At 65.6% G+C, this 26,386-nt stretch carries 24 protein-coding genes and 1 pseudogene; 13 read left to right on the top strand and 12 right to left on the bottom strand.

Translation table 11 applies throughout. The features are described from left to right. Positions 1–994 (top strand): HNH endonuclease signature motif containing protein (locus BMX78_RS22775; protein WP_139204946.1); only part of this gene is annotated, 994 nt, incomplete at its 5' end. Positions 995–1,509: 515 nt separating this feature from the next. Here BMX78_RS22775 and BMX78_RS14610 read toward each other — a convergent pair. Next, positions 1,510–2,331 (bottom strand): putative protein N(5)-glutamine methyltransferase, encoded by an 822-nt coding sequence (locus tag BMX78_RS14610; protein ID WP_091420482.1) that lies wholly within the window; start codon positions 2,329–2,331, stop codon positions 1,510–1,512. A gap of 204 nt (positions 2,332–2,535) precedes the next feature. Here BMX78_RS14610 and BMX78_RS14605 point away from each other — a divergent pair, with 204 nt between their 5' ends. Together BMX78_RS14605 and BMX78_RS14600 are read left to right on the top strand one after the other, a co-directional pair. Next, positions 2,536–3,588, top strand: a complete 1,053-nt coding sequence (locus tag BMX78_RS14605) for a lactonase family protein (RefSeq protein WP_091420481.1) — start codon at positions 2,536–2,538, stop codon at positions 3,586–3,588. Positions 3,589–3,965: 377 nt separating this feature from the next. Further along, a complete protein-coding gene (locus BMX78_RS14600) occupies positions 3,966–6,980 on the top strand; it encodes an alpha-amylase family glycosyl hydrolase (protein WP_091420479.1) in 3,015 nt (1,004 codons plus the stop codon). Positions 6,981–7,089: 109 nt separating this feature from the next. On the opposite strand, the gene BMX78_RS14595 is transcribed toward BMX78_RS14600, so the two are convergent. The 3 genes from BMX78_RS14595 to BMX78_RS14585 all read right to left on the bottom strand — a co-directional run bounded on the left by BMX78_RS14595 (position 7,090) and on the right by BMX78_RS14585 (position 11,217). After that, positions 7,090–7,998, bottom strand: a complete 909-nt coding sequence (locus tag BMX78_RS14595; RefSeq protein ID WP_091420477.1) for an SDR family oxidoreductase — start codon at positions 7,996–7,998, stop codon at positions 7,090–7,092. 80 nt (positions 7,999–8,078) lie between these two features. Beyond that, on the bottom strand, positions 8,079–10,325 hold the full coding sequence (gene malQ / locus BMX78_RS14590) for a 4-alpha-glucanotransferase (RefSeq protein ID WP_091420476.1): 2,247 nt from the start codon (positions 10,323–10,325) through the stop codon (positions 8,079–8,081). Positions 10,326–10,482: 157 nt separating this feature from the next. Then, the gene (locus BMX78_RS14585; protein WP_091420474.1) at positions 10,483–11,217 is read right to left on the bottom strand and encodes a GAF and ANTAR domain-containing protein; all 735 of its coding nucleotides are present in this window, start codon (positions 11,215–11,217) and stop codon (positions 10,483–10,485) included. A gap of 196 nt (positions 11,218–11,413) precedes the next feature. On the opposite strand from BMX78_RS14585, the gene BMX78_RS14580 reads away from it, so the two are divergent. From BMX78_RS14580 to BMX78_RS23450, 3 genes and pseudogenes are all read left to right on the top strand, one after another. Next, positions 11,414–12,460: an aldo/keto reductase gene (locus BMX78_RS14580; RefSeq protein WP_091420472.1), complete on the top strand. Its 1,047-nt coding sequence runs from the start codon at positions 11,414–11,416 to the stop codon at positions 12,458–12,460. A 136-nt stretch (positions 12,461–12,596) separates the two neighbouring features. Then, positions 12,597–13,118 carry a DUF488 domain-containing protein gene (locus tag BMX78_RS14575; RefSeq protein ID WP_091420540.1) on the top strand — a complete coding sequence of 174 codons (522 nt, stop codon included), beginning with the start codon at positions 12,597–12,599 and terminating at the stop codon, positions 13,116–13,118. Positions 13,119–13,236: 118 nt separating this feature from the next. Further along, positions 13,237–13,416 (top strand): annotated as a pseudogene (locus BMX78_RS23450) (DUF3040 domain-containing protein); the annotation flags it as partial. Here the strand turns inward: BMX78_RS23450 and BMX78_RS14565 are convergent. Both BMX78_RS14565 and BMX78_RS14560 read right to left on the bottom strand, forming a co-directional pair. After that, positions 13,372–14,550: a DMT family transporter gene (locus BMX78_RS14565; RefSeq protein WP_353615441.1), complete on the bottom strand. Its 1,179-nt coding sequence runs from the start codon at positions 14,548–14,550 to the stop codon at positions 13,372–13,374. The pseudogene BMX78_RS23450 and the gene BMX78_RS14565 overlap by 45 nt on opposite strands. A 92-nt stretch (positions 14,551–14,642) precedes the next feature. Beyond that, positions 14,643–15,233, bottom strand: coding sequence for a TetR/AcrR family transcriptional regulator (locus BMX78_RS14560; RefSeq protein WP_091420466.1), 591 nt, complete (start codon positions 15,231–15,233; stop codon positions 14,643–14,645). A 136-nt stretch (positions 15,234–15,369) separates the two neighbouring features. Here BMX78_RS14560 and BMX78_RS14555 point away from each other — a divergent pair, with 136 nt between their 5' ends. Then, positions 15,370–16,230: an SDR family NAD(P)-dependent oxidoreductase gene (locus tag BMX78_RS14555; protein WP_286139027.1), complete on the top strand. Its 861-nt coding sequence runs from the start codon at positions 15,370–15,372 to the stop codon at positions 16,228–16,230. Between the two features lie 72 nt (positions 16,231–16,302). Then, the gene (locus BMX78_RS14550; RefSeq protein WP_091420465.1) at positions 16,303–16,605 is read left to right on the top strand and encodes a hypothetical protein; all 303 of its coding nucleotides are present in this window, start codon (positions 16,303–16,305) and stop codon (positions 16,603–16,605) included. Between the two features lie 95 nt (positions 16,606–16,700). Here BMX78_RS14550 and BMX78_RS14545 read toward each other — a convergent pair whose 3' ends face one another. Genes BMX78_RS14545 through BMX78_RS14520 form a run of 6 tightly spaced genes read right to left on the bottom strand, consistent with a single transcriptional unit; the run spans position 16,701 to position 21,464 of the window. Then, a complete protein-coding gene (locus BMX78_RS14545) occupies positions 16,701–17,141 on the bottom strand; it encodes an SRPBCC family protein (protein WP_091420463.1) in 441 nt (146 codons plus the stop codon). Positions 17,142–17,182: 41 nt separating this feature from the next. After that, entirely contained in the window at positions 17,183–17,446 is a 264-nt protein-coding gene (locus BMX78_RS14540; protein ID WP_091420461.1) for a hypothetical protein, read from the bottom strand. 42 nt (positions 17,447–17,488) lie between these two features. Beyond that, positions 17,489–17,959 carry a ribose-5-phosphate isomerase gene (locus BMX78_RS14535; protein ID WP_139204945.1) on the bottom strand — a complete coding sequence of 157 codons (471 nt, stop codon included), beginning with the start codon at positions 17,957–17,959 and terminating at the stop codon, positions 17,489–17,491. 51 nt (positions 17,960–18,010) lie between these two features. After that, the gene (locus tag BMX78_RS14530; RefSeq protein ID WP_091420460.1) at positions 18,011–19,780 is read right to left on the bottom strand and encodes a dihydroxyacetone kinase family protein; all 1,770 of its coding nucleotides are present in this window, start codon (positions 19,778–19,780) and stop codon (positions 18,011–18,013) included. A 44-nt stretch (positions 19,781–19,824) separates the two neighbouring features. Beyond that, the gene (locus BMX78_RS14525; RefSeq protein ID WP_091420458.1) at positions 19,825–20,598 is read right to left on the bottom strand and encodes an SDR family NAD(P)-dependent oxidoreductase; all 774 of its coding nucleotides are present in this window, start codon (positions 20,596–20,598) and stop codon (positions 19,825–19,827) included. Positions 20,599–20,639: 41 nt separating this feature from the next. Further along, positions 20,640–21,464, bottom strand: a complete 825-nt coding sequence (locus BMX78_RS14520) for a sugar phosphate isomerase/epimerase family protein (protein ID WP_091420457.1) — start codon at positions 21,462–21,464, stop codon at positions 20,640–20,642. Between the two features lie 184 nt (positions 21,465–21,648). On the opposite strand from BMX78_RS14520, the gene BMX78_RS14515 reads away from it, so the two are divergent. The 5 genes from BMX78_RS14515 (at position 21,649) to BMX78_RS14495 (ending at position 26,316) form a co-directional block, all read left to right on the top strand. Further along, complete coding sequence (locus BMX78_RS14515; RefSeq protein ID WP_091420455.1) at positions 21,649–22,986, top strand: MFS transporter; 1,338 nt, start codon at positions 21,649–21,651, stop codon at positions 22,984–22,986. A gap of 35 nt (positions 22,987–23,021) precedes the next feature. Further along, the gene (locus tag BMX78_RS14510; RefSeq protein WP_286139026.1) at positions 23,022–23,948 is read left to right on the top strand and encodes a transketolase; all 927 of its coding nucleotides are present in this window, start codon (positions 23,022–23,024) and stop codon (positions 23,946–23,948) included. Beyond that, positions 23,945–24,976: a transketolase family protein gene (locus BMX78_RS14505; RefSeq protein WP_091420454.1), complete on the top strand. Its 1,032-nt coding sequence runs from the start codon at positions 23,945–23,947 to the stop codon at positions 24,974–24,976. The genes BMX78_RS14510 and BMX78_RS14505 overlap by 4 nt, the downstream gene beginning before the upstream one ends. A 142-nt stretch (positions 24,977–25,118) precedes the next feature. Then, complete coding sequence (locus tag BMX78_RS14500) at positions 25,119–25,778, top strand: GntR family transcriptional regulator (RefSeq protein WP_091420452.1); 660 nt, start codon at positions 25,119–25,121, stop codon at positions 25,776–25,778. Between the two features lie 85 nt (positions 25,779–25,863). Then, positions 25,864–26,316 carry a transferase gene (locus tag BMX78_RS14495; protein WP_091420450.1) on the top strand — a complete coding sequence of 151 codons (453 nt, stop codon included), beginning with the start codon at positions 25,864–25,866 and terminating at the stop codon, positions 26,314–26,316. Positions 26,317–26,386: the final 70 nt, after the last annotated feature.

Below are 26,386 nucleotides of genomic sequence, written 5' to 3'. Positions count from 1 at the left end.
CGGCCTGCACCACATCGAAATCTTCGCCAGCACCGACCAGTTCGAACACCTCAGCACCGTCATGAACACCGCCACCAACCCCCGCACCACCACAATCACCACCAGCCCGATCCCTGCAGGCACCTCAGGGACCACCGCCACCGGTACTGGCACTGGCACTGGCACTGGCACTGGCACGGCAGCGGCCACAGGGACCAACGGTGACGGCACCGCAGACAGCAACTTGTGGAACGAGAACACGGCCGGCCCGGACCTGGACCGGCGCACCCGGCCGCAAAAACTACTCGAGGGCCTCGTTGGCGCCGCCAAAATAGCCCTGGCCACCAACGCCCTGCCCGCCACCGGCGGCAACCGCCCCCAAATCATCGCCACCATCAACTACCAGGACCTCCTCTCCCACCACCAGAGCAGCACCGGGCCCACAGCCAGCAACACAGCCAAACACGCCGGCAACGGCACCGGGGACGGCAACGGGAACGGCACACACCCCAACGACAGCGAAACCGGCAGCACCCGCACCAACGCCCGGACCAGCACCGGCACCGGCACCGGCACCGGGAATTTTGTCTTCACCGGACCCGTCGCCGCCGCCACCCTACGAAAAATCGCCTGCGACGCCGACATCATCCCCGCCATCCTCGGCACCCACGGCGAACTCCTGGACCTCGGCCGCAAAACCCGGCTCTTCACCCCAACCCAACGCACCGCCCTCATCACCCGCGACCAAGGCTGCGCCTTCCCCAACTGCACCATCCCCGCCCCCTGGTGCGAGGCCCACCACATCACCTACTGGTCCCACGGCGGCCCCACCAACATCGACAACGGTGTCCTCCTCTGTAGCGGCCACCACCACCTCATCCACAAAGAACAATGGACCATCACCACTACCAACAACACCCCCTGGTTCACACCCCCAAAACACCTCGACCCCCACCAAAGACCCCAACAAAACACCTACTTCAAACCACCCCCACCACCAACACCCCGCGAATAAACCCGAGCAAAAACGAACCTCAGCGCTGCGTCGGGCACGTGCACCGACAGCCGAGACTTTTGCAGGGTGTCTTTGGTACGGCTCAACTGTGGGACGGTACGCACGCGGACTTTTGATTGGGCTCTCAATCGCCGCCCACTACAGAAGCTCCAGTAACTGAAGCCTCGGCCTCCTTCTGCCGCCTGGCAATAGCAGGGTTAGCGGCCCGGCCGTGGCCCATATGCGGCAAAAGCACCGGCGTAGGCGGCCTGCCAGCGAACCGGAGCGCCAAACTAGAGTGGCTCTAGGCAAAGGCGGGCTCTGCCCGCACAGGTAAGGACTACGTCTGCTGAGGGGGAAAACGTGCGGGACTGCAAGACGAGGACATTTGACAGTGAGCCCGCTTCCTGGACCTCATTCAATTATTTCCCTAGTCAGCAAGCAGATTCTCCGGCAGTCTCCACGCATCAGAAATCCGCCGCCCCCACAGGAAGCCGCTTCCTCGAAACGCAGGAAGAGACGCCGGAAGCGGTGCACTACTGCGAGCGGAGGGTGCCAACCACTACAGTTCCGTCCAACTCCTCCGAGTGAACAGTTCGTGCCGCCAGCCCTGCGGCGGCCATTATGGAAGCAGTTCCGGCTGCCTGTCGCTCACTGGTTTCAATGGCGAGATAACCGGCCTCATCCAGCCAATCAGACGCTTCGCCGATGACCCGGCGGTGGAGGCTCAAACCGTCCGGGCCGCCATCCAGCGAGATCCGCGGCTCATAGATCCTGGCCTCAGGCGGCATGGTCGGCAGCACGTCCGTGGGCACGTAGGGCGCGTTCACCACAATGAGCTGCGCCCGTCCCCGCAGCCGGGAGGGAAGCGCGGTGTAAAGATCCCCTCGATAGACCTGCCCGCCCACGGGCGCAAGGTTGCGGCGTGCGCACGCCACTGCAACGGAGTCAATGTCGGCGGCGTGAAGCTCCAGGACTGGCACCTGGGAGGCAACCGCAACACCAACAGCTCCGGATCCACAACAAAGATCGATAACTACGCCGGCCTCCGCACCCTCAGGGAGGCGCTGCCTCAGCAGGGCCACGGCCTCCGAAACAAGCAGTTCGGTGCGCCGGCGCGGGACAAAGACACCAGGATCAACAGCAATGCGAAGACCATAAAACCCGGCCCAGCCAACAATAAATTCGAGCGGCTCGCCGGAAACACGGCGGCCAATCCATTCGGTGAGCGCTTCGGGACTGGACGCTTCGGACAACAACAACTGCGCTTCTTCCTCAGCGAAAACGCAGCCGGCCGCCCTCAGCAGGGTGACAATGTCGGCAAAACGTGGACGAGCAGGTAATGCGGGACGCGGCATGGGACCGCCTTTCGATGGGCCAGCAGGCACTCGCGCGTCTTCCAGCGGCCTATCCGAACTGGCCGTGGCGGCACAGGCGGCACAGGAAGGGAGTGCCGGAAACTGATGTAGCAGTATTGGGGCCTACCTCCTTTGCCGTGGCTGGAATCCAATGCTAAACCGTAGTTCCCTTGAATGCGGTCACTTTGTTGGCAGGATGGACCCATGACTTCCCCCGCCCAGCACCCCATTATCTGGACCGGCACCTACACCCCGGACGGCGGCGGCCGGGCAGAAGGGATCGGAGCCTTGTCGGCCCTCCCGGACGGGACCTTGGAATGGCTGGGCACGGCAGCCAAGGCGGATTCGCCGTCGTTCGTTGCTGTCCACCCCGCAATGCCCGTGGTCTACGCCGTCGCCGAGCAGCGCAAGAAGGTGCGGGCCTTCCGGCGAACCGGCGATTTCAGGCTGGCGCCCCTCGGCGAGCCGCAACCCGCCGGAGAAGCGACGTGCCATGTGGCGGTGGACCCGCAGGGTCGCTTCCTCACCGCCACCTGCTGGGGAGATGGCCAAGTACTGCTCTATGAACTGGATTCCGACGGCGCCATCACGGCCCGCTTCCCGGCGCCCGCTTCAGTGGATCCACACTCCGCCCAGACCCCTGGTGAGCCCCGGCAGAGCCGCGCCCACGCAAGCCTCATGCTGCAGGACGGGCGGATCATGACAACGGACCTCGGGCACGACACCCTTCGCATCTGGAACTACGTGCCTGGATCAGGACTGGAAGCAGACCACGAGGTGGCCCTCCCCTATGGCTGCGGGCCACGCCACCTGGTACAGCACGCCAGCGGCAACGTTTTTGTGGTTTCGGAATACTCCATTGAGGTCTTCGTGGCCCGTCCGGAGGCTGGGACATTTGAACTCGTTTTCCGCGGCCCGGCAACCTCCGGGAGCAGCTTGCCGGACGACTCCGCAGCAGAAATCTGCGTCGACCGGGCGGGAAAGCACGCGTACGTGGGCGTTCGCGGTTCCAACATAGTCAGTGTGCTGGATGTCGCTGCCGAAGGGACGGAGCTGCTGCCCGTCCAGGACTTCCACAGCGGAGGGGACTGGCCGCGCCACCACATCGTGCGAGGTAACTGGCTCCATGTTGCCCATGAACGCTCGGACAACATCGCCACCTTCGAGCTGGACCCAGCCAGCGGTCTCCCCGGTCCCTTGATCCACGACCTGCAGACCCCCTCACCCACTGCCCTCGTGCCTGCTCCAGGACTGTAAGGCCAGCAGGCACCAGATGCGCCCGCCAGCATCAAAGAACAGGTTCCGAGGCTTTTCCTAAACGCTGGAGTTATTCAGTGCAAGCGCTTACAGTTGTGACGTGGTTCACAGGACCAAGCCGGCCTTGTTGACCCGTCGGACGCATGTCCACCCCCTTGCCCCGGCAAGCCTGTACAGCAGCGCAGCTACCAGGAAAGGTCTCTTCCTTGAAATTCCGCACCCGCCCGGGCGCATCCCCATGCGCCGGAACGAGCACCAGAACAAGCAGCACATCAACCTCCACACCTCATCAAACCCGCAGCCGCCCCATAAACGGCGCCCGGACTTCAAGCACGGCCAGAACCACAACACACACGGCGGCCGCCCTGGTGGCCGCGATGGTTGCATTTTCTGCCACGGTTCTTCCCGCCCAAGCCGCCCCGGGCACCAATGACCCCGGCGGGAATGGCCATGGCAACAAAAACCCGGGATCGGCGTCGGCCCTGCACAGCCTGCGTGCGCCAGTCACGGACGAGAACTTCTACTTCGTTATGGCTGACCGTTTCAGCAATGGGAGCACCACCAACGACGACGGCGGACTGGGCAGTGATCCCATGGTGTCAGGCTTCGATCCCACCAAGAAGGGCTTTTACAACGGCGGCGACCTCACCGGACTGTTGGACAAGATCGACTACATCCAGGGCTTGGGCACTACCTCCATCTGGCTGACCCCCAGCTTCAAGAACAAGGCAGTGCAGCCCGAGGACAAGTCGGCCGGCTACCACGGCTACTGGGTCACGGACTTCACCCAGATCGATCCCCACCTGGGCACCAACGACGAACTCAAGGCCCTGATTGACGAGGCCCACAAGCGCGGCATGAAGGTGTACTTCGACATCATCACCAACCACACGGCTGACGTCATTGGCTACGAGGGAGCCGCGCGCAAGGGATACACCTCCAAGGATGCGGTGCCCTACAAAACGGCCGACGGTAAGGAGTTCGATGACCGCGACTATGCCGGCACAGAAAGCTTTCCCGCACTCGATCCGGAAACATCGTTCCCCTACAGACCACGACTCGATAAAAACGAAGAACACCTCAAGGTTCCGGACTGGCTGAACGACCCCACGCTGTATCACAACCGCGGCGACACCACTTTTGTGGGCGAGGACTCGTTCTACGGTGACTTCTTCGGCCTGGATGACCTCTTCACTGAGCACCCCAAGGTGGTGGACGGGATGAAGGACATCTACAAAACCTGGATCGGCAAGTTCGGCGTGGACGGCTTCCGGATCGACACCATGAAGCACGTCAACAACGAGTTCTGGCAGGAATTCGGCCCGGACGTCCTTAACTACGCCAAAGAACAGGGCAAGGACGAGTTCTTTATGTTCGGCGAGGTATTCGACACCACCAAGAGCTTCACCTCGCAGTTCACCACCAGGAACAACATGCAGGCAGTGCTGGACTTCCCCTTCCAGGACGCAGCGCGCAACTTCGCCTCCAAGGGCCAGGACGCCACCGCCTTGGAAACGTTTTTCGCGGGTGATGACTGGTATACCGATGCCGATTCGAACGTCTACCAGCTCCCCACTTTCCTGGGCAACCACGACATGGGCCGCATTGGCAGCTTCATCGCCGCGGACAACCCGGGTTCAACGGATGCCGAGCAGGTGGCCCGCGACCAGCTCGCCCACGAGCTGATGTACTTCTCCCGCGGCAACCCCGTGATCTATTACGGCGACGAACAGGGCTTCACCGGCCCGGGCGGTGACCAGGATGCCCGGCAGACGCTGTTCGCCAGCCAGGTGCCGGAGTATCTCGACGACGACCTGCTGGGCACTGATGCCACGCACTCCACGAACAACTTCAATCCCGGGCATCCGCTGTACGCCAAGATCAGCCAGCTCGCAGGGCTGACCAAGGATCACCCGGCGCTACGCGACGGCGCCCACCAGCACAGGTACGCTTCGGACGGTCCCGGCATCTACGCCTTCTCCCGTACTGACGCCGAGGACCAGCGCGAGTACGTGGTTGCCCTGAACAACAGCGAGCAGCCGCAGACCGCGGAGGTGCCCACCTACATCGCCAAGCGCACCTACACCAGGATCTACGACGAAGGCGCGGATGAGGCGAAAACCTCGGCAGAGGGCAAGCTCACGGTCAGCGTTCCCCCGCTATCCGCCGTGGTTTACCAGTCCTCCGGCCGGATTCCGCACTCCAAGGCGGCGCCCGCCGTCGTCCTCCAGGAGCCGGTCCCTGCCCAAGACGACAACGGGCGGATTAAGGTAACGGCCGACGTCGACGCCTCCTCGTTCTACGAGGTCACCTTCGAGGCCAGGACAGCAGGCGGCGGGTGGCAGCCTATCGGCACCGACGACACGGCGCCGTACCAGGTGTTCCACGACGTGGCAGCGTTGGATGCGGGCTCGCCGGTGGAGTACCGCGCGACTGTGCTGGACAACGGCGGGCACACCGCATCCTCACAGAGCCGTGCAGCAACGGTTCCTGCACCGGTCCTCACGCTTCAGAAGCCTGTGGAGGGCAGCAGCGTGAAGGGCTCCGTGGAGCTCAGCGCCACCGCGGATCCCGAAAAGGCGAGCCATGTGGTGACCTTTGAACGCAGCGTGGCCGGCGGGGACTGGACCGCGGTGGGTTCGGACGGCTCCTCCCCGGTGTACTCGGTGAAGGATGACGTGTCCGCGCTGGCGGATGGTACCCAGATCAAGTACCGCGCAACCATGTCCGGCCCGGGTTTCAACGTCTCCAGCGAAGTCCGGACCGTCACCGTAGGCAAGGCACCGCAGCCGGATTCGGTTACGGTGGCAGGCTCCCTGAACCAGGCCATGGGGTGTGCTGAGCCGTGGGACCCTGCGTGCGTCCAGGCCATGATGGAACTGGATCCCGCGGACAACATCTGGCGCCTGACCGTGAATCTGCCCGCCGGGAAGTATGAGTACAAGGCCGCGCTGAACGGCAACTGGGACGTGAACTACGGAGCTGATGGCGCCTTCAACGGACCGAACATTGTGCTGGACCACCCTGGCGGGCCTGTCACGTTCCGCTATGACAACAGCACCCACGTGCTCAGCGCCGTGTACGCGTCGCAGCAGCCGCAGGCCGTTTCGGTGGCCGGAAGTTTGGGGTCTGAGCTGGGCTGCAGTGCCGACTGGCTGCCCGAATGCGACCAGGCACAGCTGGCACTGGATCCGGCAGACCTGGTGTGGAAGCTGACGGTCCCGGATCTGCCGGCCGGCAGCTACGAGTTCAAGGCGGCCCTGGACCGGTCCTGGAACGTCAACTACGGCGCCAACGGCGTGCCGAACGGCGGCAACGTTCCGTTTGCGCACGACGGCGGCCCGGCCACCTTCCGTTACGACCACGTCACCCATCTGATCACCGCAGGCTAGAGGGTCTGATCAACGCGCAACGCGAGGTCATTCTTGGCCGTTCCGAGCCATCGGATTGGGCTAAAAGTGACCTCGCGTTGTTGCTGAAGAATGGCTTTCCGGCGGGTCGTCAACCCTTGACGGCGTGCCCCATGCTTGTGACGAGCCGCTGCACCGCGTCCTCTGCCGTGGGTGGAGGGCCAAAGACCTCGGCCTGCCGGGTTGTGTCGGCAACGTACTTGCCGGTCTGGAACCAGCCCATCGTGGCGGCCAAGCCCTTTGCCATCGGGTTGACCGGCGCCATCAGCGCACCCGCTGCCCGCACCACGCCGACGGGAACCGTTTGGACGCGGACCTCCTCGCCGGTCAGCCGCTCCACGATGTCGGCGAACTCCTGCATGGAGATGGGCCTGTCCCAGCCGATGTCGATCCGCTGGCCCTCCACTCCCGGGGCATCCACGGCGGCGGCCAGGTATCCGGCGAGATCCGCGGTGAGCACAAAGGTCAGCGGGATTCCGGGCGAGCCGAACCACCTGACCTTGTGCTTGGTGATGGGGTCGCCGCCAAACCGGGTCACCTGGTCCAGGAAGGCCCCGGGACGCAGTGCCACAAAGGGGACGCCCAGGGCCTGCAGCCTGTCCTCCATCAGCCGTTTGTGCCAAAAGTGCGGGACTTCCGGCGTCTGGTCGCACGTGAGGATGCTGGTGAGGACAAACCGGCGGACTCCGGCACGTTTGGCGGCATCGGCGAGGTTCGAGTTGCCTACCGTGTCGATCACCGGGTTGTCGCCCTTCCGGTGCCTGGTATAGCCGGCGGCCGAGGTGATCACCGCATCGGCACCGGTCATCGCGCGGATCAACGAGTCGGCGTCCATCATGTCCCCGCGCGCAATCTCAACGCCGCGAGATTCCAACCGGGACGCGTCCGAGCCCGGCCGGACGAGTGCCCGCACCTGCTTCCCCCGGTTCAGCAACTCCCTGACCACCTGGCCGCCCACCATGCCGGTGCCGCCTACAACGAGTACTGGCCCTTCACCCATCGACCTCTCCTGACTGTTGACCCTGGCTGTAAACCCAGGCAAAACCCGGCAGGAAAGCCGGGCAGACTGCCCCCGCCTGCCTAGCCGCGCAGGGCTTCCTCCACCGCCGACAAGAGCGAGTTGAACCGCTGGTTGGTTGGAAGATCATCCAGGAAAACGGGCCGGCCGTCCGGTCCGGCCAGCGGAACCTGCCAGTTCGGGTAAAGGGCTTCAGTGGTGCCCGGCTGGTTCTGGACCCGCCGCTCGCCCACAGCATCCACCAGGGCAACACCAAGCAGCACCGACGGCGCCTGGGCCAGCAGCAGGTGCAGCGCCTCGATGGTCCTCTCTTCGCGTCCGGCAGCTCCTCCAGGCCCGTCCTCGGGCAGGTATCCGCGCTCTCTGAGCAGGGCAAACATCTTTTCCAGCGAGGCGTTGTGCTCGGCACGCTCCTCCGCCTCGGAGCGCTCCAGCAGGCCCAGGCCGCTGCGCAAGGCCACGTGGTCCCCAGCGAGGTAGCCGGCGGTGGGCGGCAGGTCGTGGGTGTTGACGCTGGCGAGCGCCTGCGTGCGGTACTTTTCGGGCGCAAGGGGAGAATCGCCGTCGTACTCAAACCACAGGATGGAGGTACCAAGGATGCCGCGGGCGGCAAGGTAATCCCGGACCCACGGCTCGAAGGTGCCCAGGTCCTCCCCGATCACCACGGCCCCGGCGCGCTGCGCCTCGAGGGCCAGGATGCCGATCAGTGCCTCGTGGTCGTATTTCACGTACGCGCCATCGCCGGGAGCGTTTCCGGCCGGGATCCACCACAGGCGGAAAAGGCCCAGGATGTGGTCCACGCGGACACCGCCGGCATGGCGCAGCACGGTGGCCAGCATGTTCCGGAACGGGATGTAGCCGGCCTCGGCCAGCCGGGCAGGGTGCCAGGGCGGCTGGCCCCAGTCCTGGCCCTGCTGGTTGTACATGTCCGGGGGCGCGCCCACGCTGGTGCCCGGCGCCAGGACGTCGTGGAGTGTCCAGGCGTCGGCGCTGCTGTGATCCACGCCCACGGCGAGGTCGTGGACCACGCCGAGGCGCATGCCGGACCGGAGCGCGGCCCGCTGGGCTTCTTCGAGCTGTTCGTCGCAGATCCACTGGAGCCAGCGGTGGAACCCGATGCGGTCCGCCAGCCGGTCCCGCAGCGCTTCAGTCTGGGGTGTGCCGATGGCGCAGGCGGGATCGGACCAGAACGGGTCCCCGGCCGGCAGGTCCTCGCGGATGGCGGACCACAGGGCAAAGTCGTCCAGGCCCTGGCCGGAAATCCGGCAGAACTCGTCGAAGGCGGCCTGCCGGGCCGGCGGCCGGCGCGCGTGGTAGAGCAGCTCGAGTGCTTGGAGCTTTGCAGCGTAGGCGGCGTCGCGGTCCAGCCGGTTGCCCTCCTTGTTCAGCCCGGCAACCTCCTCGTGGAGCTTCTCCACCGTGGCGCGCTTGCGCGGCTTGAGATAGGCCACTTCGGGGATGGCCTCGATGCGGATGTACAGCGGGTTGAAGAACCGCCGGGTGGACGGCGAATAGGGCGATGGCTGCACGGGTGGAACCGGCTCGGCGGCGTGCAACGGGTTGACCAGTACATAGTCCGCCCCACGGGCACCGCTGAGAGCGGCCAGGTCAGCCAGGTCCGAGAAGTCGCCGATGCCCCAGGACCTCTTGGAGCGCACGGAATAGAGCTGGGTCGCCAGTCCCCAGCCCCGGCGCTCCTCCAGCGGAGCTGCGGTGGTCAGCCGTGCCGGCGCCACTACCAGCGTGGCCGTCGCGGTGGCACCTTCGGATTCTGCATGCAGGGTATGCCATCCCAGCGGCAAATCCTGCGGAAGGGCAAAGGTCGCTCGTCCGGTGGCAACGCCGTCGACATCCCGCGGCTGGACCCAAAGGTCCTGCTGGACGCCATCCCGGGACCCGGCGCCGTCCTCAAGCACGATGGTCAGCTGAGCTGTGGCGCCGTCGCGCACGTGCACCGGAACCTGTGCCGGCTCCCCCTGCTGGATTACGACGGCGGGCGGCAGCATGCGCCGCCAGGGCGCCAGTTCAGCTTCCGCCAGTGCTTCTTCGATGAGCTGGTTGGTGTCCACCCGCACCCCGAGGGAAGCGAGGACCTTGATTAAGGTGTCTTCGGCGACAGAGTGCGGCAGCCCGTCCCAACCCTGGAATGACGTTCCCACGCCGTGGGCGTCGGCCAACCGCTGGAGGAGGTGCGGGTCAACGGGCTCCCTGGCAGCAGCTTCATTGGCTCCCCCATCGGCAGGGGATGGAAGGCCCGGCGCGTCCGCGGGCGCGGGCGATGGGAGGTGCTGCTGGTCTGAAGCCGTCATTCGTGTCCGCCTCGTCTGGTGTGATGTGGCCCGAACTTACAGTGCTGCCTGTTGCGCCGGGCGTTTGCACCCCCGCGCACAACCGTTGGTTCAGATTATTGCAGGCAGACGCACAGGTGAAACCCAGGCTGGTCTTGTCGCTTGAAGGGAGGCTGCTTCACGGCTCAAAGTGTGTGGTGACCGTGCCCGAGCTGACCTGGTTCAGGATGTCTCCGGCGAGGTCGCGCAGTTTCCGGTTGCGGTGGCTTGAAGCCTTGGTGAGGACGGCCATCGCTTCTTCCTGCGAGCACCTGTTTTGCGCCATCACCACACCGCAGGCCAAATTGATCACAGTGCGGTGTTCCAGGGCTGCAGTGAGGTCCTCCGCCAGGTTCTGGGCATCAGCGATCCTCAGGGCAAGCCGCACTGCCCGTCCCGCCAGTTCGGCAAAACCTTCTGCACGACGCACCACCGCGTCCGTGAAGAGGCCCGGTTGGGAAGCGAAGAAGTTCAGTGCCGCTGCGTGGCTGTTGTCCAGCGCCAGGGGAACTCCCAGCACGCTGGCACAGCCGTTGTCCTGCAGGAGCTTCTGGTACTCGGGCCAGCGGGAGTCTGTTGCCACGTCCGCGAGGATCACGGGCTTCATGGTTTCCAGGGCTGTCAGGCAGGGCCCCTGACCCAGTTCCTGCTCGAGCTTGTCCAGCAGGGTTGCGCGCGGGCTGCTTCCGGCTACGGTGGCACTGCGCTTGCGCTGCCGGAGCGTAACGCCGCACTCGATGTTTGAACGTGCGGTCTCCCCCAGAGTCGAGGCGGCGAGGACCGACAGGTCGCCAAGGAATGCGCTCACGTTTGCGCTGCCGATAATCATGTCGTGCAGCTTGACGAACTGCTCGTCATTACTGGGAGTGCCCATCCCTCAATATAAGCGACATCCACTCCTGCCGGCGCTCCACAAAACGTCACACCCGGGCCCAAGCGTTACTTCAAAAGTCGAAAAGAGAAGCACTAAGGCGGAATTCTGCAGCAGCGGCGCCGATCTGTGTAGCCTCGTGACGATCAAGGGCACGTGTCAAAAGCTGCATGCCAAAGAACTGTGAGGAGACCGGAAAATGAGCCTCAGTGAACTGCGGGTGTTCGGGCGGTCAGGCACGCCGATCAGCCCGCTGACCCTGGGCACCATGAACTTCGGCGAGGGGACCGGAGGCCCGCCCGGTGCCCCCACCGGAGCCGACGAGAGCATCCGGATCATCCACTCCGCGCTCGACGCCGGCATCACCGCCATCGACACCGCCGACGTCTACTCGCAGGGAGAGTCGGAGCAGGTTGTGGGGCGGGCATTGCGCGGACGCCGCGACGACGTCTTCCTGGCCACCAAGTTCCACGGCCAGATGAGTCCCAATCCAGCCCATTCCGGCAACTCCCGGCGCTGGATCACCCAGGCCGTCGAGGGCAGCCTCCGCCGCCTGCAGACTGACCGGATCGACCTGTACCAGGCGCACCGGCCGGACTACAACACCGATGTCCTGGAGACGATCACCACCCTCAATGACCTGATCAGGCAGGGAAAGATCCTGTACTACGGCACCTCGGTGTTCACCCCGGCGCAGCTGGTGGAGGCGCAGTGGCTCGCCACCACCAACCACCTGATCCCGCCGCTCGGCAACCAGGTGCCATACTCCATGCTGGTGCGCGCCAACGAACGCGACGTCTTCCCGATCACCCAGCAGTACGGGCTCGGCGTGCTGGCCTACGGTCCGCTGGCCGGCGGCTGGCTGTCCGGCAGCTTTGTGCTGGAGTCCGGCACTGCACCGACCCGGGTGCATTCACTCCCGGGCCGCTACGACATTTCAGGTCCCTCCAGCGAGCGGAAGCTCCATGCCGCCGATGCGCTGGCGCGGCTGGCCGACAAGCTGGAGCTGTCGCTGGTGGATCTCTCCATCGGCTTCGCCCTGACGCACCCGGCCATCAGCAGCGTGATCATCGGGCCGCGCAGCGAGGAGCACCTGGCCGCCTACCTGAAGGCGGCGGACGTCCAGCTCGGCGAGTCCGTCCTGGATGCAATTGACGACGTTGTGCCGCCGGGCACCAATTTCGTGGAGCGGGACGCGGGCGCCATCGTTCCGTCGATTGAGTTCGCAGAATTACGACGGCGGTAGCCCACTCCCGTCGTCGGCCCGCCTGAGCGGAGGCCGACCGGAGCGGAGGCTGGCCTGAGTGGGGCCGGCACGGCCGGGGGCTGGCCTGAGTGGGGTCGGCACGGCCGGGCGCTCTCCCGTGCCTATCATGGCTTTTGTGGGCGTTCTCTATACAGCAGGGCACGGGACGGCTTCCCAGGACGGCTTCGAGGCGATGCTGAAGGCCGCGGGTGTGGTGTCCCTGGTGGACGTACGCATTGGCCCGGGCAGCCGCAAGTTTCCGCACTTCGGCAAGGACCTGATGGCGGAGTGGCTGCCGAAAGCCGGAATCAGCTACCGGTGGGAGCGGCGGTTGGGCGGATTCCGAAAACTTCCGCCGGAATCCCCGGATACGGCCTTGCGGAACGACTCCTTCCGTGCCTACGCCTCCTACATGCGCAATGATGACTTTCGCGCCGCGGCAGCCGCGCTGGTGGACGAAGCCAGTGATGTCCCTACCGCCATCATGTGCAGCGAAACCCTCTGGTGGAGGTGCCACCGTAGGCTCATTGCTGACCACTGCGTCCTGCTCGCCGGGCTGCCGGTGGAACACCTGATGCCGGCGTCCCGGCCGGCCGCCCACGTCCCGATAGCAGGGGTCAGGGTGCTGGGAGCTTCGCTTTTCTACGACGTTACCTAATGACTTCAGCCGGCCGCCCGGCCTCGCCCCGGAAGGGGGGGGCGGTCCCTTGACGGAAGGGGGCAAGGCTCCTACGGTCAATATCGAGAGTCCAGAAGTGTGATTTCAAGGCCGTCCAATGCCAATGTCCGAAGAGGAGCGGCGGCTCCTCAAGGAGCTGGAGCTCCGCCTGATAGCCGACGACCCGCACCTTGCGATGGAGCTGCTGTCCGGGTACCCGTCGCGCCGGTTCAGGTCAGGTGTCTACTACGGTTCAGCCGCGGGTTTGCTCGGCCTTGTCCTCTTTATCGCGGGTATCAGCGGGCAGATCATCGGAGTTGTTATCAGCGGGGTCCTTCTGATGGCTCTGGGCATCTATCTGGCGGTGCGAAAGCCGACGCCCCGTCGCCGTGGCCGGAATGGACGGGCGGGGTAGCTCGGACGGAAGAGGCAGCCCTGCGCCATCTTCAGGCTCCCCGTGCCCGGACGCACGTGGAAGCAGGAAAACCAACCCGGCCAGGACGGTGGCCGCTCCAATCCAGCCCGCCGCCGGGAGCCGCTCCCCCACAACCAGCACGGCCAGCACCGCTGCCACCACTGTCTCAACCAGGGAGAGGCCGGTGGCGGTGCTCGCGCGGATCCGGGCCAGGCCCCACCCGAACAGGACGTACCCGGCAAACATCGGGACAAGGGCCATATAGGCTCCAACGCCGACGTTCGTCCAGGATTCGACGAGTGCGCGTCCGGTCAGGAGGAGCACCGGCATCAGGAGCACCCCGCCCGTTCCGAAAACCGTGCCCATGGTGGCCCTCGCCGACAGTCCGCGGCCGATAAGGCGATGCGCCGCCCACGAATAGAGGGCGTACGTCACGCCCGCCACCAGGCCCAACACGATACCGGCGGGCACCGCCCAGGAATCCACACCGGGTTCCATGCCGGTGCCACTCGCGCCGCCAGCATCGCCGGGCCTCCGCCCGGCAACCGATAACAGCGCCGCGCCCGCGACGCCGAGCAGTGCTCCGGCCAGCCACCGGCGGGTGAGCGGCTTCTTGTCGGCAAACCGCTCGATGACTGCTGCTGCAACGGGAGCCGAGCCGATGGAAACCACAGTTCCCACTGCTACGCCGGCGAGATGCATGGAGGTATAAAAAGCCAAGGGATAAACAGCGACGGCCAGCGCTCCCAACGACACCAGCGGCCATTGCTCCAACAGCAGCCGCCATTGGCCCCGGATCCGCCTGGCCGCGTACAGGGCCTGGAGAAGACCGCCCACACCCATGGCCACGGCACCAATGGCCAGTGGGCTCACTGCCGGAGCAAAGGTGGCCGCGGTTCCCGTAGTCCCCCACAGCACCGAGGCGGCCAGCACAAAAACAGCACCCCAGCCTGCCCCGGGCAGATGGCCAGGCCCCGACAGGCTGCGGGTCCCGGACAGGCTCGTCCTCGAAGGCACCCGACTGTCCCGCCCACGCCGCCTGCTGCGCCCGATCTGCCGGGCAGAGCGCGCCAGGTACATCATCAACGTTGAGCGTTCGGCGGAACCCGTCACAGTTCGTCCAGCATCTGCGCGGCAAGTGTTCGGCCCTGCAGAAGCCGCGCTTCTCCGCCTTCGAGTCCGGCCCGCACCATGGCGCCTTCCAGCACGAAGGCAAGATGGGCTGCAAGATCCGGGCGGCGTTGGTCCTGCTCCGGCATCAGCTCTCCCACGTGCTTGGCCAGGAGTGCCTCAACTTCTTCCTTATGGTGCCGGACGGCCAGCCGGCCCGGGCTCCCGGCCGGCAGTTCTGCCGCCGCATTAAGCAATCCGCAGCCGCGGAACCCATGCTCGTACGCGAAGTTTGCGTGATCCACATAGGCGTCAAAGACGGCCAGCACCCGTTCGCGGGGCCCACCAGCGGCGTCAACACGGGCCCGGTAAAGGCCGAGCCACTCTTCGTGCCGGGCTTCGAGGTAGGCGGCCACCAGGTCCTGCTTGGAGGCGAAGTTGTTGTACAGGCTCTTTTTCGCCACACCAGCCTCGGCAGTGATGGCGTCGATTCCGGTGGCACCGACGCCCCGGGCATAAAAGAGCCGCGCGGCGGCCTCGAGCAGCAGTGCACGGGCACGCTTTTTTGGTTGCACTTCAGCCGGGGACATCGCAGCTCCTTCATTGAGTAGGTAGACCAGTCTACCTACTCAACGCGGTGAGGAGCCATACTTTCCCCGTTTGTACTGATGGAACGGTGCCGTCCAGGCGTAACCTGAAGGCGACTTCGGCGCTGAGGAGACGGCAATGGGCTCAATGGATGGGCGCCTGGCCCTTGTTACCGGTGCCACGGGCGGACTGGGGAAAGCCGTGGCGGCCGGGCTGGCACGGGAAGGCGCTGCTATCGTCGTCGTCGGACGCTCCGTTGCCCGGGCGGAGGAAGCCATAGCGGGCATCCGTGGCCAGAAGCCGGACGCCCGGCTCGAACCGCTGGCCTGTGACCTGTCGGACCAGTCCTCCATCCGCTCGGCCGCGGCAGACGTCCTCTCCCGGCACGAACGGCTGGACGTGCTGGTCAACGCTGCCGGCGTGTTCCGGAAGGAACGCCATGTGACTCCCGACGGGCTGGAGCTGACGTTCGCCACCAATGTCATGGCCTATTTCCTGCTGACCACTCTGCTGCTGGACAGTCTGAAAAGCAGCGGAACCGGCGGCGCTTCCGGAGGCGGGCGCATCGTGAACGTGGCTTCGAGATACGGCAAAACTACGCTCAACTTCGATGACCTCCAGACAGCGAGCGGCAAGTACAGCTACCTCCGCTCCACGCCGCCCACCATGCTGGCCAGGGTCCTCCTTACCCAGGAATTTGCCGAACGGCTCCGCGGAACGGGCGTGGTGGCAAACGCCGTGCACCCTGGGCTGGTCAAAAACACTGGCCTGCTGCAGGACGTGGGCGGTCCGTTCCGCTGGATCACCAATGCCATCGGCGCGCCTGCCGAAAAGGCTGCCGACACCCCAATTTGGCTTGCCGCCGCACCCGAAACAGCGGAGGTTTCTGGAAAGCTGTGGGCCAATCGGAAGGAGCTGCCAACGCCGGGGATGGGCTCGGACCCTGAAGCCCGGAGGCGCTTGTGGGAGGAGTGCAGCCGGCTGGCAAAACTTTCCTGACGGCCAACCCATCCATCGTGGCGGCGGCTCCGAACCACAGGGGCAAGAAGTCCCTTGGGAGCGGATAGAGCAATGGACGAGCAGGACCAGCAGGCACTGACCGGCGGGGTTATCCAGGAACACAACCTTGATCTCGCCCAGCTGTGGCTCGATTACATCGCCTTGGGCGGCAACGCCACCCAACAGGACATCAAGGACTACAGCGCGGGACGCACCAGCCTTCCAGCGAAGGAACGCGACGTCCTGTCCCAGGCTGTCAACGAGCATTCGGATCCGGAAGGCCGGCCTCGTGAACTGCTGGCGATGGCCCCTTACAGCAACTCTCCGCTCACCGTGCCGCGGCGGGATTCCTCCGGCTCGCAATCCTCCAAGTAGGCGCGCCCAGCCCGAGGGCGCGCTTCTGGCTTTGGGCCCGGCGCGTGGGTTCGGGCCGCCGCTGGGTTCAGGGCTGGCCCGTGGGTTTCGGGGCTCTAGGCTGCAGCGCGGGAGTTGAGGGTGTCCCTGATGCCGTTCAACGCCGGGTCCCGCAGCGACATAAACGCCGGCTTCAGGAGCGGCTGGATGATCTTGGCAGGCCCTTTGATGCTGAACTCGGCCGTGTACTTGACCACGGACCCGCCGGCCGCGGGGCTGACGTCGATGGAGTCGAAGGCAGTCACCGTTTTGTTCTCACCACGGAGCTTGATGTGGTTCTCCGTCAGCTCGATGACCTCATACTCCAGGGACTGCCGCTTGCCCCGGAACTCGGACTCGGCGTGGTACCGGTGGCCCACAGCCACCGGACCAGGCGTCAGTTTGTCCATCACGGGAGTGCTGGGATCCCACTCGCTGGTGTTTTCGAACTCCCGCATGTAGGCGAAGGCCTGGTCCGCGGGCAGTTTTGTTTCCACACTTCCGGTGACTGTGATCATCACCCCAGTGTAGGAACCGCATCTCCGGAAGCCCACCCCTATCAGCGATGCGGCGCACAGAGTTGGGCGGCCGCCATCTTGAAGCACAATTTTCCGCCCAGCTCCTGCGGCCTGATCCACACTTCGAAACCATCGGCGGCAGTGAACAGGGTCCTGCCGCCACCGGCGTCTGCCGCGATCCACAAGGCCGAGGAATCCTCCATGGCATCGTCCACCACGCCGGTCCGGACAACCCCGAAGTCCTTGCGGATCTCCACCGGCGTCCCAATCAACCGGCGCCAGTCATGGTAGCGGTACGGCTTCATCGCCTTGCTCCAGCCATTACCTTGCCCAACCCGTCCGGCCGGTCAGCAGGCTTCGAAGTCCGTGAGGACCTTGACCTTGCCCGCCGAGGCAGAAGCCGGGTCGAACGTGTAGCCGATCCACTCCTTGGCCAGCCGGCGCGCCAGCTCGATGCCCACCACCCGCTGGCCCATGGTGAGGACCTGGCAGTCGTTGGACAGGATGGAACGCTCCACGGAGAACGAATCGTGTGCCGCGGTGGCGCGGATTCCTTCCACCTTGTTGGCAGCGATGGCCACCCCGATTCCAGTACCGCAAAACAAGATGGCACGGTCGGCGGCGCCCTCCCGGATCATTTCCCCGGCGGCTATCCCCACATACGGGTAGGGTCGGGTGAAGTCGTCCGGGGCATCAGTGCGATTGACTCCAATGTCGATAACTTCAGTGATGCGCGGATCCTGCCGGAGGTCTTCAAGGACCTTGTCCTTGTAATCCACCCCTGCTTCGTCCGCGCCCACGATGAGCCGCAGTCCCATGGCTTGTCCTTTCCCTGTCTTTTGCTTGTGTGCGCTAATGCTTGCGCGGGTTTACGCTTGGGCTCCGGCAGGTTCCCTGCCGGGAACGGCCTGGGCGCTGCCGGGAGCGGCGGTGAAATGCGGGCCCATCACGGTGAACACCATGGCCAGGGACGTGGCGCCGGGATCCGGCGTTCCGAGGCTCTTTTCCGCCAACGGCCGGGCGCGGCCCTTCAGCGGCAAAAGATCGGCAGTGGCCGCGGCAGCTTCGGTGGCATGCAGGGCAGCCTCCTCCCACGCCTTGCTTGCGGGCTGGCCCTCCGCCACCAGGCGGCTGAACGTTTCAACAAAGGGCAGCAGGGCGTCCACCATGGTTTTGTCGCCGGTTTCCGCTTTACCCAGCTCGACGATCCGGTCGGCGAACGCGGTCACCGCCGAGGCCAGTTCCAAGGCGTCCGGGGCAGCTGAATTCCCCACGGACTCCCCGAAGGCCCGGAGGCCTGCGCCCCACAGAACGCCGGAGGTTCCGCCCGCCTTGTCGGCCCAGGCATCGCCGGCTGCGGCGAGCACGTCGCCAGCTCCGGCTCCTTGCCCCAGGGTGAGGGCAGCTGCGGCGGCTGCGGCATCAATTCCACGGACCATCCCCCGGCCGTGATCGCCGTCGCCGGCGATTGCGTCCATCCTGCCAAGCTGCTCCTCGGCGTCGTGAATCGAGGACCTGGCCGCTTCCAGTGCCGCAACGCAGGCGCCGGCGTAGTCCCGGGAGCCTGCTGTGGTGACGAATGCGGCGGGGTCCGCGCCGCCGTCGGACGTTTTATCGACGTGCAGCGCACCTGCCTCCCGGGGCGCGTTTCCGCGGCGGTAGGCGGGCGTTTCCGCAGGAGCAGTCCAGAGCGGTTCCAATTCCTCGTCCAGCCACGTCATGGTGAGCGAGACGCCGGCCATGTCCAGGCTGGTGACCAGTTCGCCCACCTCAGGCATCACCAGGATGTAGCCCGCGGCGCGGAGCAGGGGCGCCACGGTTCCCCAGAGGACGAAGAGCTCCTCATGCTTGGTGGAACCCAGGCCGTTAAGGATGACGGCGGCCCGCGTCCCGGCACCCTCCGGCGCCTCGGCCAGCAGCCGGGATACCAGTTCCTGGCCCAGTTCCTTGGCGGACGGCAGGTCTGTGTCGTACAGGCCCGGCTCGCCGTGGATGCCCAGCCCGAGGCCCATCTGTCCTTGCGGGAGCGAGAACAGCGGCGATCCGGCACCCGGGAAGGTGCAGCCGGCGAACGCGCTCCCGATGGTGCGGGTAAGGCCATTGGCCTTGCGGCCCAGCCGGACTACCTCAGCCAGGTCGGCGCCGTTTTCGGCGGCCGCGCCCATGATCTTGAAGACGGTAAAGTCACCGGCGATGCCGCGGCGCTTTTCCGCTTCCGCCGGCGGCGCGCTGGCGATGTCGTCCGTGACCAGGACGTTCTCCACGGCGATGCCCTCGGCGGCCAGCCGCTCGCTGGCCATACCGAAGTTCATCACGTCTCCGGCGTAGTTGCCGTAGGTGAAGACGACGCCGGCGCCGGACTCTGCGGCCTTGGCCACGGCATACGCCTGCTGGGCGGACGGTGAGGTGAAGATGTTGCCCACCACTGCGCCGTCGGCGAATCCCTGGCCGATCAGGCCGGCGAAGGCCGGGTAGTGGCCGGAGCCGCCGCCGGCCAGGACGGCCACCTTGGGCTGTGCGGGCCGGTGGCGCCGGACGGCGCCGCCCGGGACCTGGCGCACAAGGTCCGAGTGGATGTCGCAGAAGCCGGCCAGGGCCTCCTCGGCAAAATCTGAGGGGTCGTTGAAGATCTTTGTCATGGTGGGCTCTCCGGCATCCGTGGTTTCGTGGGCGGGCGGGACCGTTAGTGCATGTGGCTTCCCCCGTTGATGTCCACGGTGGTGCCGGTGAGGTAGGCGGAGTCTTCGGAGGACAGGAAGGTGATCACCGCGGCCACTTCCTCGGTGGTGGCGTTGCGGCCCAGCGGGATGCCGGCGTTGATGGCGGCTTCCTGCTCCTCGGTGCTGCCCACGCGGATGTTGGTGTCCACAGCGCCGGGGGTGATCGCGTTGACCGTGACGCCGGTGGCGCCCAGTTCGCGGGCAAGGGCTTTGGTGAAGCCGAGGATGGCTGCCTTTGCCGACGAGTAGGGGACCTTCCCGAAGACACCGCCGCCGCGCTGGGCTGACACGGAGGACATGTTCACGATCCGGCCCCAGCCGTTCTCGATCATGGCCGGCAGGAAGGCCTTGGTCACCAGGTAGGTGCCGGTGGCGTTCACGTCCATGACCTTGTGCCACAGTTCCAGCGTGGTTTCGAGGAACGGGACTGGGGAGGTGATGCCGGCAATGTTGGCCAGGGCGCCCACCGGGGGCAGGTTTCCGGCGGCCACCTCGGCGGCCACTGCAGCCTGTGCAGCGGTGACTGAGGCTTCGTTGGCGACGTCGATTTCGTGACCGAAGGCGGGGACGTTGAATTCATTGCCGATCTCGGCGGCAACTTTCGCGGACTTCTCGCCGTCGAGGTCCAGGATGACCACTGCCCAGCCCTGGTTCGCATAACGGCGGGCGGTGGTGAGGCCGATGCCCCGTTCCGAGGTGGCTCCGGTGAGGACGGCGGTGCGCTGGATGGTGGTCATGATTGCTCCTTGGTTTTGTGGGGTTTAGGCGTGATTGGGTATCAGATGAGGTCGGTGATGAAGCTTGCTGCTTTCGCTGCAGCCGCGGGGCGTTCGTCGTGGGTGACATCCCGGGTTTCCAGCTCCAACGAGAAGTGCCCGGTGTAACCGTCCCTGGCGAGCCGCTTCAAGCCGCCGGCAAAGTCCGCGTTGCCGTTGCCGATGCTGAGGTTGATGTTCCCCGGTACGGCATCGCGCAGGTGGACGTGGGTGATGCGGCCGCGGTGCCGGTCCAGGTAGGCGTGGACGTCCTCGCCCGCTGCGGTGATGTGGCTGAAGTCCATAACGATTCCGACGCCGGAGGCCGCCAGCCTGTCAGCCAGCAGTCCTGCGCGCTCCAGGTTCCAGCAGAAGCGCAGGAAGTGCAGCGATTCGGTCCAGAGTTCGACGCCGAACTCCGCCGCCCGTTCCCGGGCGCCGATCAGTTGGGCGGCGATGAGGTCCAGGTCCTCTTCAACGCTCCGGACCGGGTTGTGGTCCAGCGCCCCGCAAGGGAGGACGAGGGCCTTGGCACCCGTTGCAGCGGCAAGGCCAAGCAGGGCGTCAAGGTGCCGCTGCCTCGCGGCGGCGGCATCGCCGTCGAGCACTGCATTCAGGTCACCAATGTCACCGTTGACGGAGCGCACCCGCAGGCCCGACGCCAAGACCTCAGCGGAAACAGCCTTGACGGCCGTGGCGGTGAGTTCGTAGGGGACGTGGTCGCAGACTCCGGGCAGCGCTCCAAGATCGATTTCTTCGAAGCCCAGTTCCCGCATGCTACGCAGGGCCACGGGGAGCTCCTGGTGACGGAAGCTGATGGATGAGCACCCGAGACGGGAATGGAACATCGTTGATCCTCTGGTCAGGCCAAGCAGTAGTGATGGGCACCACAGTACCGCTGTTGAATGTTAACAGTCAACTTCTGGTGGTGACTGTTGACAGTAACCATGATGCGGGTCACACTTAGGGATATCATTTGTTAACAGTCGACAGCGGCGGACTCCTTCAGTCGCTTTTCGAAAGGGAACCACCATGAGCAAAGATGCTCTGAACATGCGCGGTCCGGTCCACGGAACCAAGGACGCCAGGCGCGTTGCCATTGGCTCCGGGGTGGGCGCGGTGATCGAGACGTATGACTTCATCGGTTTCGGCACCGCCGCTGCGCTGTACTTCGGAACTGCGTTCTTCCCGGGCAGCGATCCCGTGACGGGCACCCTGGCCTCCTTCGCCACCCTGGGTGTCGGCTTCGCGGCCCGCCCGCTGGGCGGCATCATCGGTGGCCACCTTGGTGACAAGGTGGGCCGCAAGCCCGTCCTGGTTGCTTCGCTCATCCTGATGGGCCTGGCAACCTTCGCCATCGGCCTGCTGCCCACCTACGCCGCTGTGGGCCTGCTGGCCCCGGCACTGCTGGTCTTCGTCCGCATCGTCCAGGGCCTGGCCTTCGGTGCTGAATGGGGCGGCGCCATCCTGATGAGCTACGAGCACGCACCCTGGAAGTCCAAAGGCAAGTATACCGGCATCGTCCAGGCCGGCTTCCCGGTGGGCCTGCTGCTGGCTAACCTGACCTTCCTGGTCAGCGTGAACCTGGGCGGCGAGCTCGCCTGGCGCGTCCCCTTCCTGGCCAGCATCGTGCTCGTAGCCGTGGGCCTGATCATCCGGTCCAAGGTTCCTGAATCCCCCGTCTTCGACGAGGTCAAGGACAGCGGTGACATCGTGAAGTCCCCCATCGTTGAGGTCATCAAGACTGACTGGCGCAATATCGTCAAGGGCATCGGCCTCCGCGTTGCCGAGACTGCCGGCTACGCCGTGTCCATCACGTACATGATTTCCTACCTGCACACGGAAAAGCTCGCGGACAAGACCCAGACCCTCGTCGCCCTCTGCATCGCCTCCGCCATAGGCATCCTCGCCACCATGGCCTGGGCCCGCCTGACAGACCGCATCGGCCGCCGGCCCCTCTACATCTGGTCCACCGCCTTCGCCGCACTCTTCGCGATTCCGATGTTCCTCCTAGTCAACACGGGCCTCTTCATCGCCATCATCATCACCATCGTGATCTCCTACGCGGTCTGCCAGAACTCCCTGGCCGGCGCCCAGGGCGCCTGGTTCCCGGAGCTCTTCCAGGCCAAGACCCGCGCTTCCGGCGCCAGCCTGGCCTACCAGATCTCCGCCATGGTTTCCGGTTTCACCCCGTTCATCACCACCCTGCTGTTCGTCAGCTTCGGCTGGATGGGCCCGGCACTGCTCTTCGGCACCTACGCGCTGATCGGTCTCTGGGCCGCAGTGGCCACCCGGGAAACCTGGGGCAAGCGTGAGCGGGACCTGGCGGACGAAGCCACCAAAAGCACCCCCAACACGGTAAGCGTCTAATGACGGTCACGAACCACACGAACACGGAGCAAGTAATGGCAACAAACACCGTCCAGGACCGGCCAACAGCGGCCGGGGCACTGGAAGACGGAGCGGCGCGTGGCACGGTAACCCAAGAGCGCATCGCCAAGATCAGCGCCGCTGCCTTCCGGATCCGGCACCACGCCCTGAACATGGGCGAGGTCCAGGGCCAGGGCTACGTGGGCCAGGCCCTCGGCGCAGCCGACATGCTCGCCACGGTCTACGGCGATCAGCTCCGGTTCCGCGCCGAGGACCCGCACTGGGAAGCCCGCGACCGGTTCCTGCTCTCCACCGGCCACTACGCGATCGGCCACTACGCCGCCCTGGCAGAGGCCGGGATCGTGCCGGTCGAAGAGCTCGAGACCTACGGCTCCGACGATTCCCGGCTGCCAATGTCAGGGATGTCCACCTACACGCCCGGCATGGAAATCTCCGGCGGTTCACTGGGCCACGGACTGACCATCGCCGTCGGCATGGCCCTGGGCCTGCGCTACCAGGGCTCGAACGCCCGGGTGTTCAACTTCCTCTCGGACGGCGAACTGGACGAAGGCTCCACCTGGGAGGCCGCCATGGGCGCGCACCACCACCAGCTCGGCAACCTCACCGCGATGGTGGACATCAACGCCTTGCAGGCGGACGGCAAAACCGACACCGTGCTCCGCACCGAGCCTGTGACCGAAAAGTGGGAATCGTTCGGCTGGTACACCCAGCGTGTGGACGGCAACGAAGTCGGCGCGCTGCTCGCAGCGTTCGACAATGCAGCCGCCCAGGCCGCCGCCGTCGGACGCCCTTCAGTAATCCTCTGCGACACGAAGGTGGGCCGCGGAGTACCGCTGCTGGAAAACCGCGAAAAGGCGCACTTTATGCGCATCGAAGAAGACGAATGGCAGACCTGCCGCGAGCAGCTCACCGCCGGATATGAAGGAAAGGCTTCAGCATGAGCACCACCACCGAGGCCCCCGACACTGCAGCAGCCGCTGCAGCACCCGCCAAGCCGAAGCTGAAGACCTCGGCGATGATCGCTTCCTTCGCCGATCCGGGCCAGAAAACCAGCTCCGCACCGTTCGGGCACGCACTGGTCAAGGCAGCGCAGGAGAACGACAAGATCGTGGGCCTGACCGCGGACTTGGGCAAGTACACGGACATGCACATCTTCGCCAAGGCCTTCCCGGAGCGCTTCTTCCAGATGGGCATGGCCGAACAGCTGCTCTTCGGCGCCGCGGCCGGCCTTGCCGAGACCGGGCTGGTGCCGTTCGCATCCACCTACTCCGTGTTCGCCGCCCGCCGCGCCTACGATTTCCTCTGCCTGGACGCGGCCGAGCCGAACCTGAACGTGAACATCGTGGGCGGCCTGCCCGGCCTCACCACGGGGTACGGCCCCAGCCACCAGGCCACCGAGGACATGGCGATCTTCCGCGGCATGCCCAACCTGACCATCGTTGACCCCTGCGACTCGATCGACATCGAACAGGCAGTCCCCCAGCTCGCAGCCTCGGACGGACCGACCTACCTGCGCCTGCTGCGCGGCAACGTCCCCACCGTGCTGGACGAGTACGACTACACGTTCGAACTCGGCAAGGCCAAGGTGCTGCGCGGCGGCAACGACGTGGTGTTCATCTCCTCCGGCCTGATGACCATGCGCGCCCTCCAGGCCGCCAAGGCGCTGGCGGCACACAACGTGGACGTCGCCGTCGTGCACACCCCCACCATCAAGCCGTTCGACGCCGAAACCATCCTCGCCGAGATCAATACAGACCGGCTGGCCGTCACCCTGGAAAACCACTCGGTAGTGGGCGGGCTGTTCGAAACGGTTGCGTCCGCCGTCGTGACCGCCGGGGTGGGCAAGCGCGTGGTTCCCGTGGCGCTGCCGGACCAGTTCCTCGACGCCGGCGCCCTGCCCACGCTGCACGACCGCTACGGCCTCGCTGTGGACCGCATCGTGGCGAAGGTGCTGGCCGAACTCGGGTAGCCGTCCTTTGCTGGCCAGGAGTTCAGCAAAGGTCCATCACCGCAGAAAGCACGGCACCAGGTCCCGCCCGGTGCCGTGCTTTCTGCCGTACTATCGGATTACGACTGTAAACAGTCGACTTACAACATTGAGGACAGACACCATGGCCGGAGTGAGCGCACCGCTGCTGGGACTGCAGAAGAAAAGCCTGCGCGAGCAGGCACTGGCGGCATTGAGGACCGCTATCACCAGCGGTGAACTGGAACCCGGCCGGCACCTGGTGGAGACCGAACTGTCCGAGATGCTCCAGATCAGCCGCGGAACCCTCCGTGAGGCGCTTCGGCAGCTGGAGCAGGAGGGGCTGCTGTCCGCCGGGCCGCGCGGCCGGCTGTCCGTCCGCCACCTGGATGAGAAGGAAATCCGGGATATTTACGCTGTCCGGGCTGCCCTGGAATCCCTGGCGGCCCGCACGCTGTGCGAACTGCCTGACCGGCAGAGTGTCATTGGCTCCCTGCGCTCCGCTATTGATGCCATGAAGGCGGCCGAAAAGGCAGGCCTGCAAGAGCGCGTTGAATCGGACCTGGAGTTCCACCGCACCCTGTGCCGGCTCACGAAAAACGAGACCCTGCTGCACACGTGGGAATCGCTGGAAGGCTCCATCCGAATGTCCATCATGTTCGCCGGGTTGGAGAAGGGCGTCCGCAACATGAGCGTGGACCGCCACCACGACATCGTGGCCGCGATCGAAACCGGCGACGCGTCCCTGGCCCGCAAGACCATCCGGGAACACATGGATACCGCGGCCGCGAACCTGGTGGCCTAGTACCCCGCCCATCCGGGAATCCCTTTGAGTTGCTGACCGTTAACTGAGTGTGCGGAAGAGTCCGCGCCTTCAGACGAGGGATTGAATGAACGCGAAGTTTGTATCAGTTGAAGATGACGCCGGGAAGGTCACCCGCTACGCCCGCCATGTGAACGGTGGCGGCCTCATCGCCCCCGGCGCATCAGTGGCCGGGAGCGCGACCATCGGTCCGATGACTTACGTGGAGTACGGCGCCCGGATCGGCTCGGGCTGCCGCATCGGGCGTGGCAGCTGGATCGACCGCGACGCGACCATCGGCGACCGCACGGTGATCGGTGACGGCGTGCGGATCGGCCGCGGCACGGTGGTGGGAAGCCGCGTGCACATTGGGAGCCATTCGAGGATCGGCTCGGGGGTCCTGATTGAGCACGGCGTGCACCTGCACGCCGACACAACAGTTCCCGACGGCGGGCACGTCCCGTTGGGCGTTCGCGCGCATGTTGCGGATCAGGCGAAGCACCGGCCGCACCGGAAGAGCAAGGGCCGGATGGCCGCCTGAGCCTGTGCTGCAACGTTCGCGCCCCCAGCCGGCGGTCTCCGCCTGCCCGCGGCGCCCGGCGGTCTCCTCT

The sequence above is a fragment of the Arthrobacter sp. OV608 genome, from assembly GCA_900110595.1.
Classification (GTDB): domain Bacteria; phylum Actinomycetota; class Actinomycetes; order Actinomycetales; family Micrococcaceae; genus Arthrobacter.
The sequence above is the reverse complement of the archived record's forward strand: the minus strand, read 5'-3'. Positions and strand labels throughout refer to the sequence as shown.

Coding starts and splice junctions, on each gene's coding strand:
- BMX78_RS14605 (WP_091420481.1), top strand. CDS start 2,536: ATGACTTCCCCCGCCCAGCACCCCATTATCTGGACCGGCACCTACACC.
- BMX78_RS14495 (WP_091420450.1), top strand. CDS start 25,864: ATGAACGCGAAGTTTGTATCAGTTGAAGATGACGCCGGGAAGGTCACC.
- BMX78_RS14535 (WP_139204945.1), bottom strand. CDS start 17,959: ATGGGACTGCGGCTCATCGTGGGCGCGGACGAAGCAGGGGTGGATTAC.
- BMX78_RS14550 (WP_091420465.1), top strand. CDS start 16,303: ATGGACGAGCAGGACCAGCAGGCACTGACCGGCGGGGTTATCCAGGAA.
- BMX78_RS14555 (WP_286139027.1), top strand. CDS start 15,370: ATGGGCTCAATGGATGGGCGCCTGGCCCTTGTTACCGGTGCCACGGGC.
- BMX78_RS14580 (WP_091420472.1), top strand. CDS start 11,414: ATGAGCCTCAGTGAACTGCGGGTGTTCGGGCGGTCAGGCACGCCGATC.
- BMX78_RS14515 (WP_091420455.1), top strand. CDS start 21,649: ATGAGCAAAGATGCTCTGAACATGCGCGGTCCGGTCCACGGAACCAAG.
- BMX78_RS14500 (WP_091420452.1), top strand. CDS start 25,119: ATGGCCGGAGTGAGCGCACCGCTGCTGGGACTGCAGAAGAAAAGCCTG.
- malQ (WP_091420476.1), bottom strand. CDS start 10,325: ATGACGGCTTCAGACCAGCAGCACCTCCCATCGCCCGCGCCCGCGGAC.
- BMX78_RS14530 (WP_091420460.1), bottom strand. CDS start 19,780: ATGACAAAGATCTTCAACGACCCCTCAGATTTTGCCGAGGAGGCCCTG.
- BMX78_RS14520 (WP_091420457.1), bottom strand. CDS start 21,464: ATGTTCCATTCCCGTCTCGGGTGCTCATCCATCAGCTTCCGTCACCAG.
- BMX78_RS14600 (WP_091420479.1), top strand. CDS start 3,966: ATGGTTGCATTTTCTGCCACGGTTCTTCCCGCCCAAGCCGCCCCGGGC.
- BMX78_RS14560 (WP_091420466.1), bottom strand. CDS start 15,233: ATGTCCCCGGCTGAAGTGCAACCAAAAAAGCGTGCCCGTGCACTGCTG.
- BMX78_RS14545 (WP_091420463.1), bottom strand. CDS start 17,141: ATGATCACAGTCACCGGAAGTGTGGAAACAAAACTGCCCGCGGACCAG.
- BMX78_RS14585 (WP_091420474.1), bottom strand. CDS start 11,217: ATGGGCACTCCCAGTAATGACGAGCAGTTCGTCAAGCTGCACGACATG.
- BMX78_RS14510 (WP_286139026.1), top strand. CDS start 23,022: ATGGCAACAAACACCGTCCAGGACCGGCCAACAGCGGCCGGGGCACTG.
- BMX78_RS14540 (WP_091420461.1), bottom strand. CDS start 17,446: ATGAAGCCGTACCGCTACCATGACTGGCGCCGGTTGATTGGGACGCCG.
- BMX78_RS14610 (WP_091420482.1), bottom strand. CDS start 2,331: ATGCCGCGTCCCGCATTACCTGCTCGTCCACGTTTTGCCGACATTGTC.
- BMX78_RS14525 (WP_091420458.1), bottom strand. CDS start 20,598: ATGACCACCATCCAGCGCACCGCCGTCCTCACCGGAGCCACCTCGGAA.
- BMX78_RS14505 (WP_091420454.1), top strand. CDS start 23,945: ATGAGCACCACCACCGAGGCCCCCGACACTGCAGCAGCCGCTGCAGCA.
- BMX78_RS14595 (WP_091420477.1), bottom strand. CDS start 7,998: ATGGGTGAAGGGCCAGTACTCGTTGTAGGCGGCACCGGCATGGTGGGC.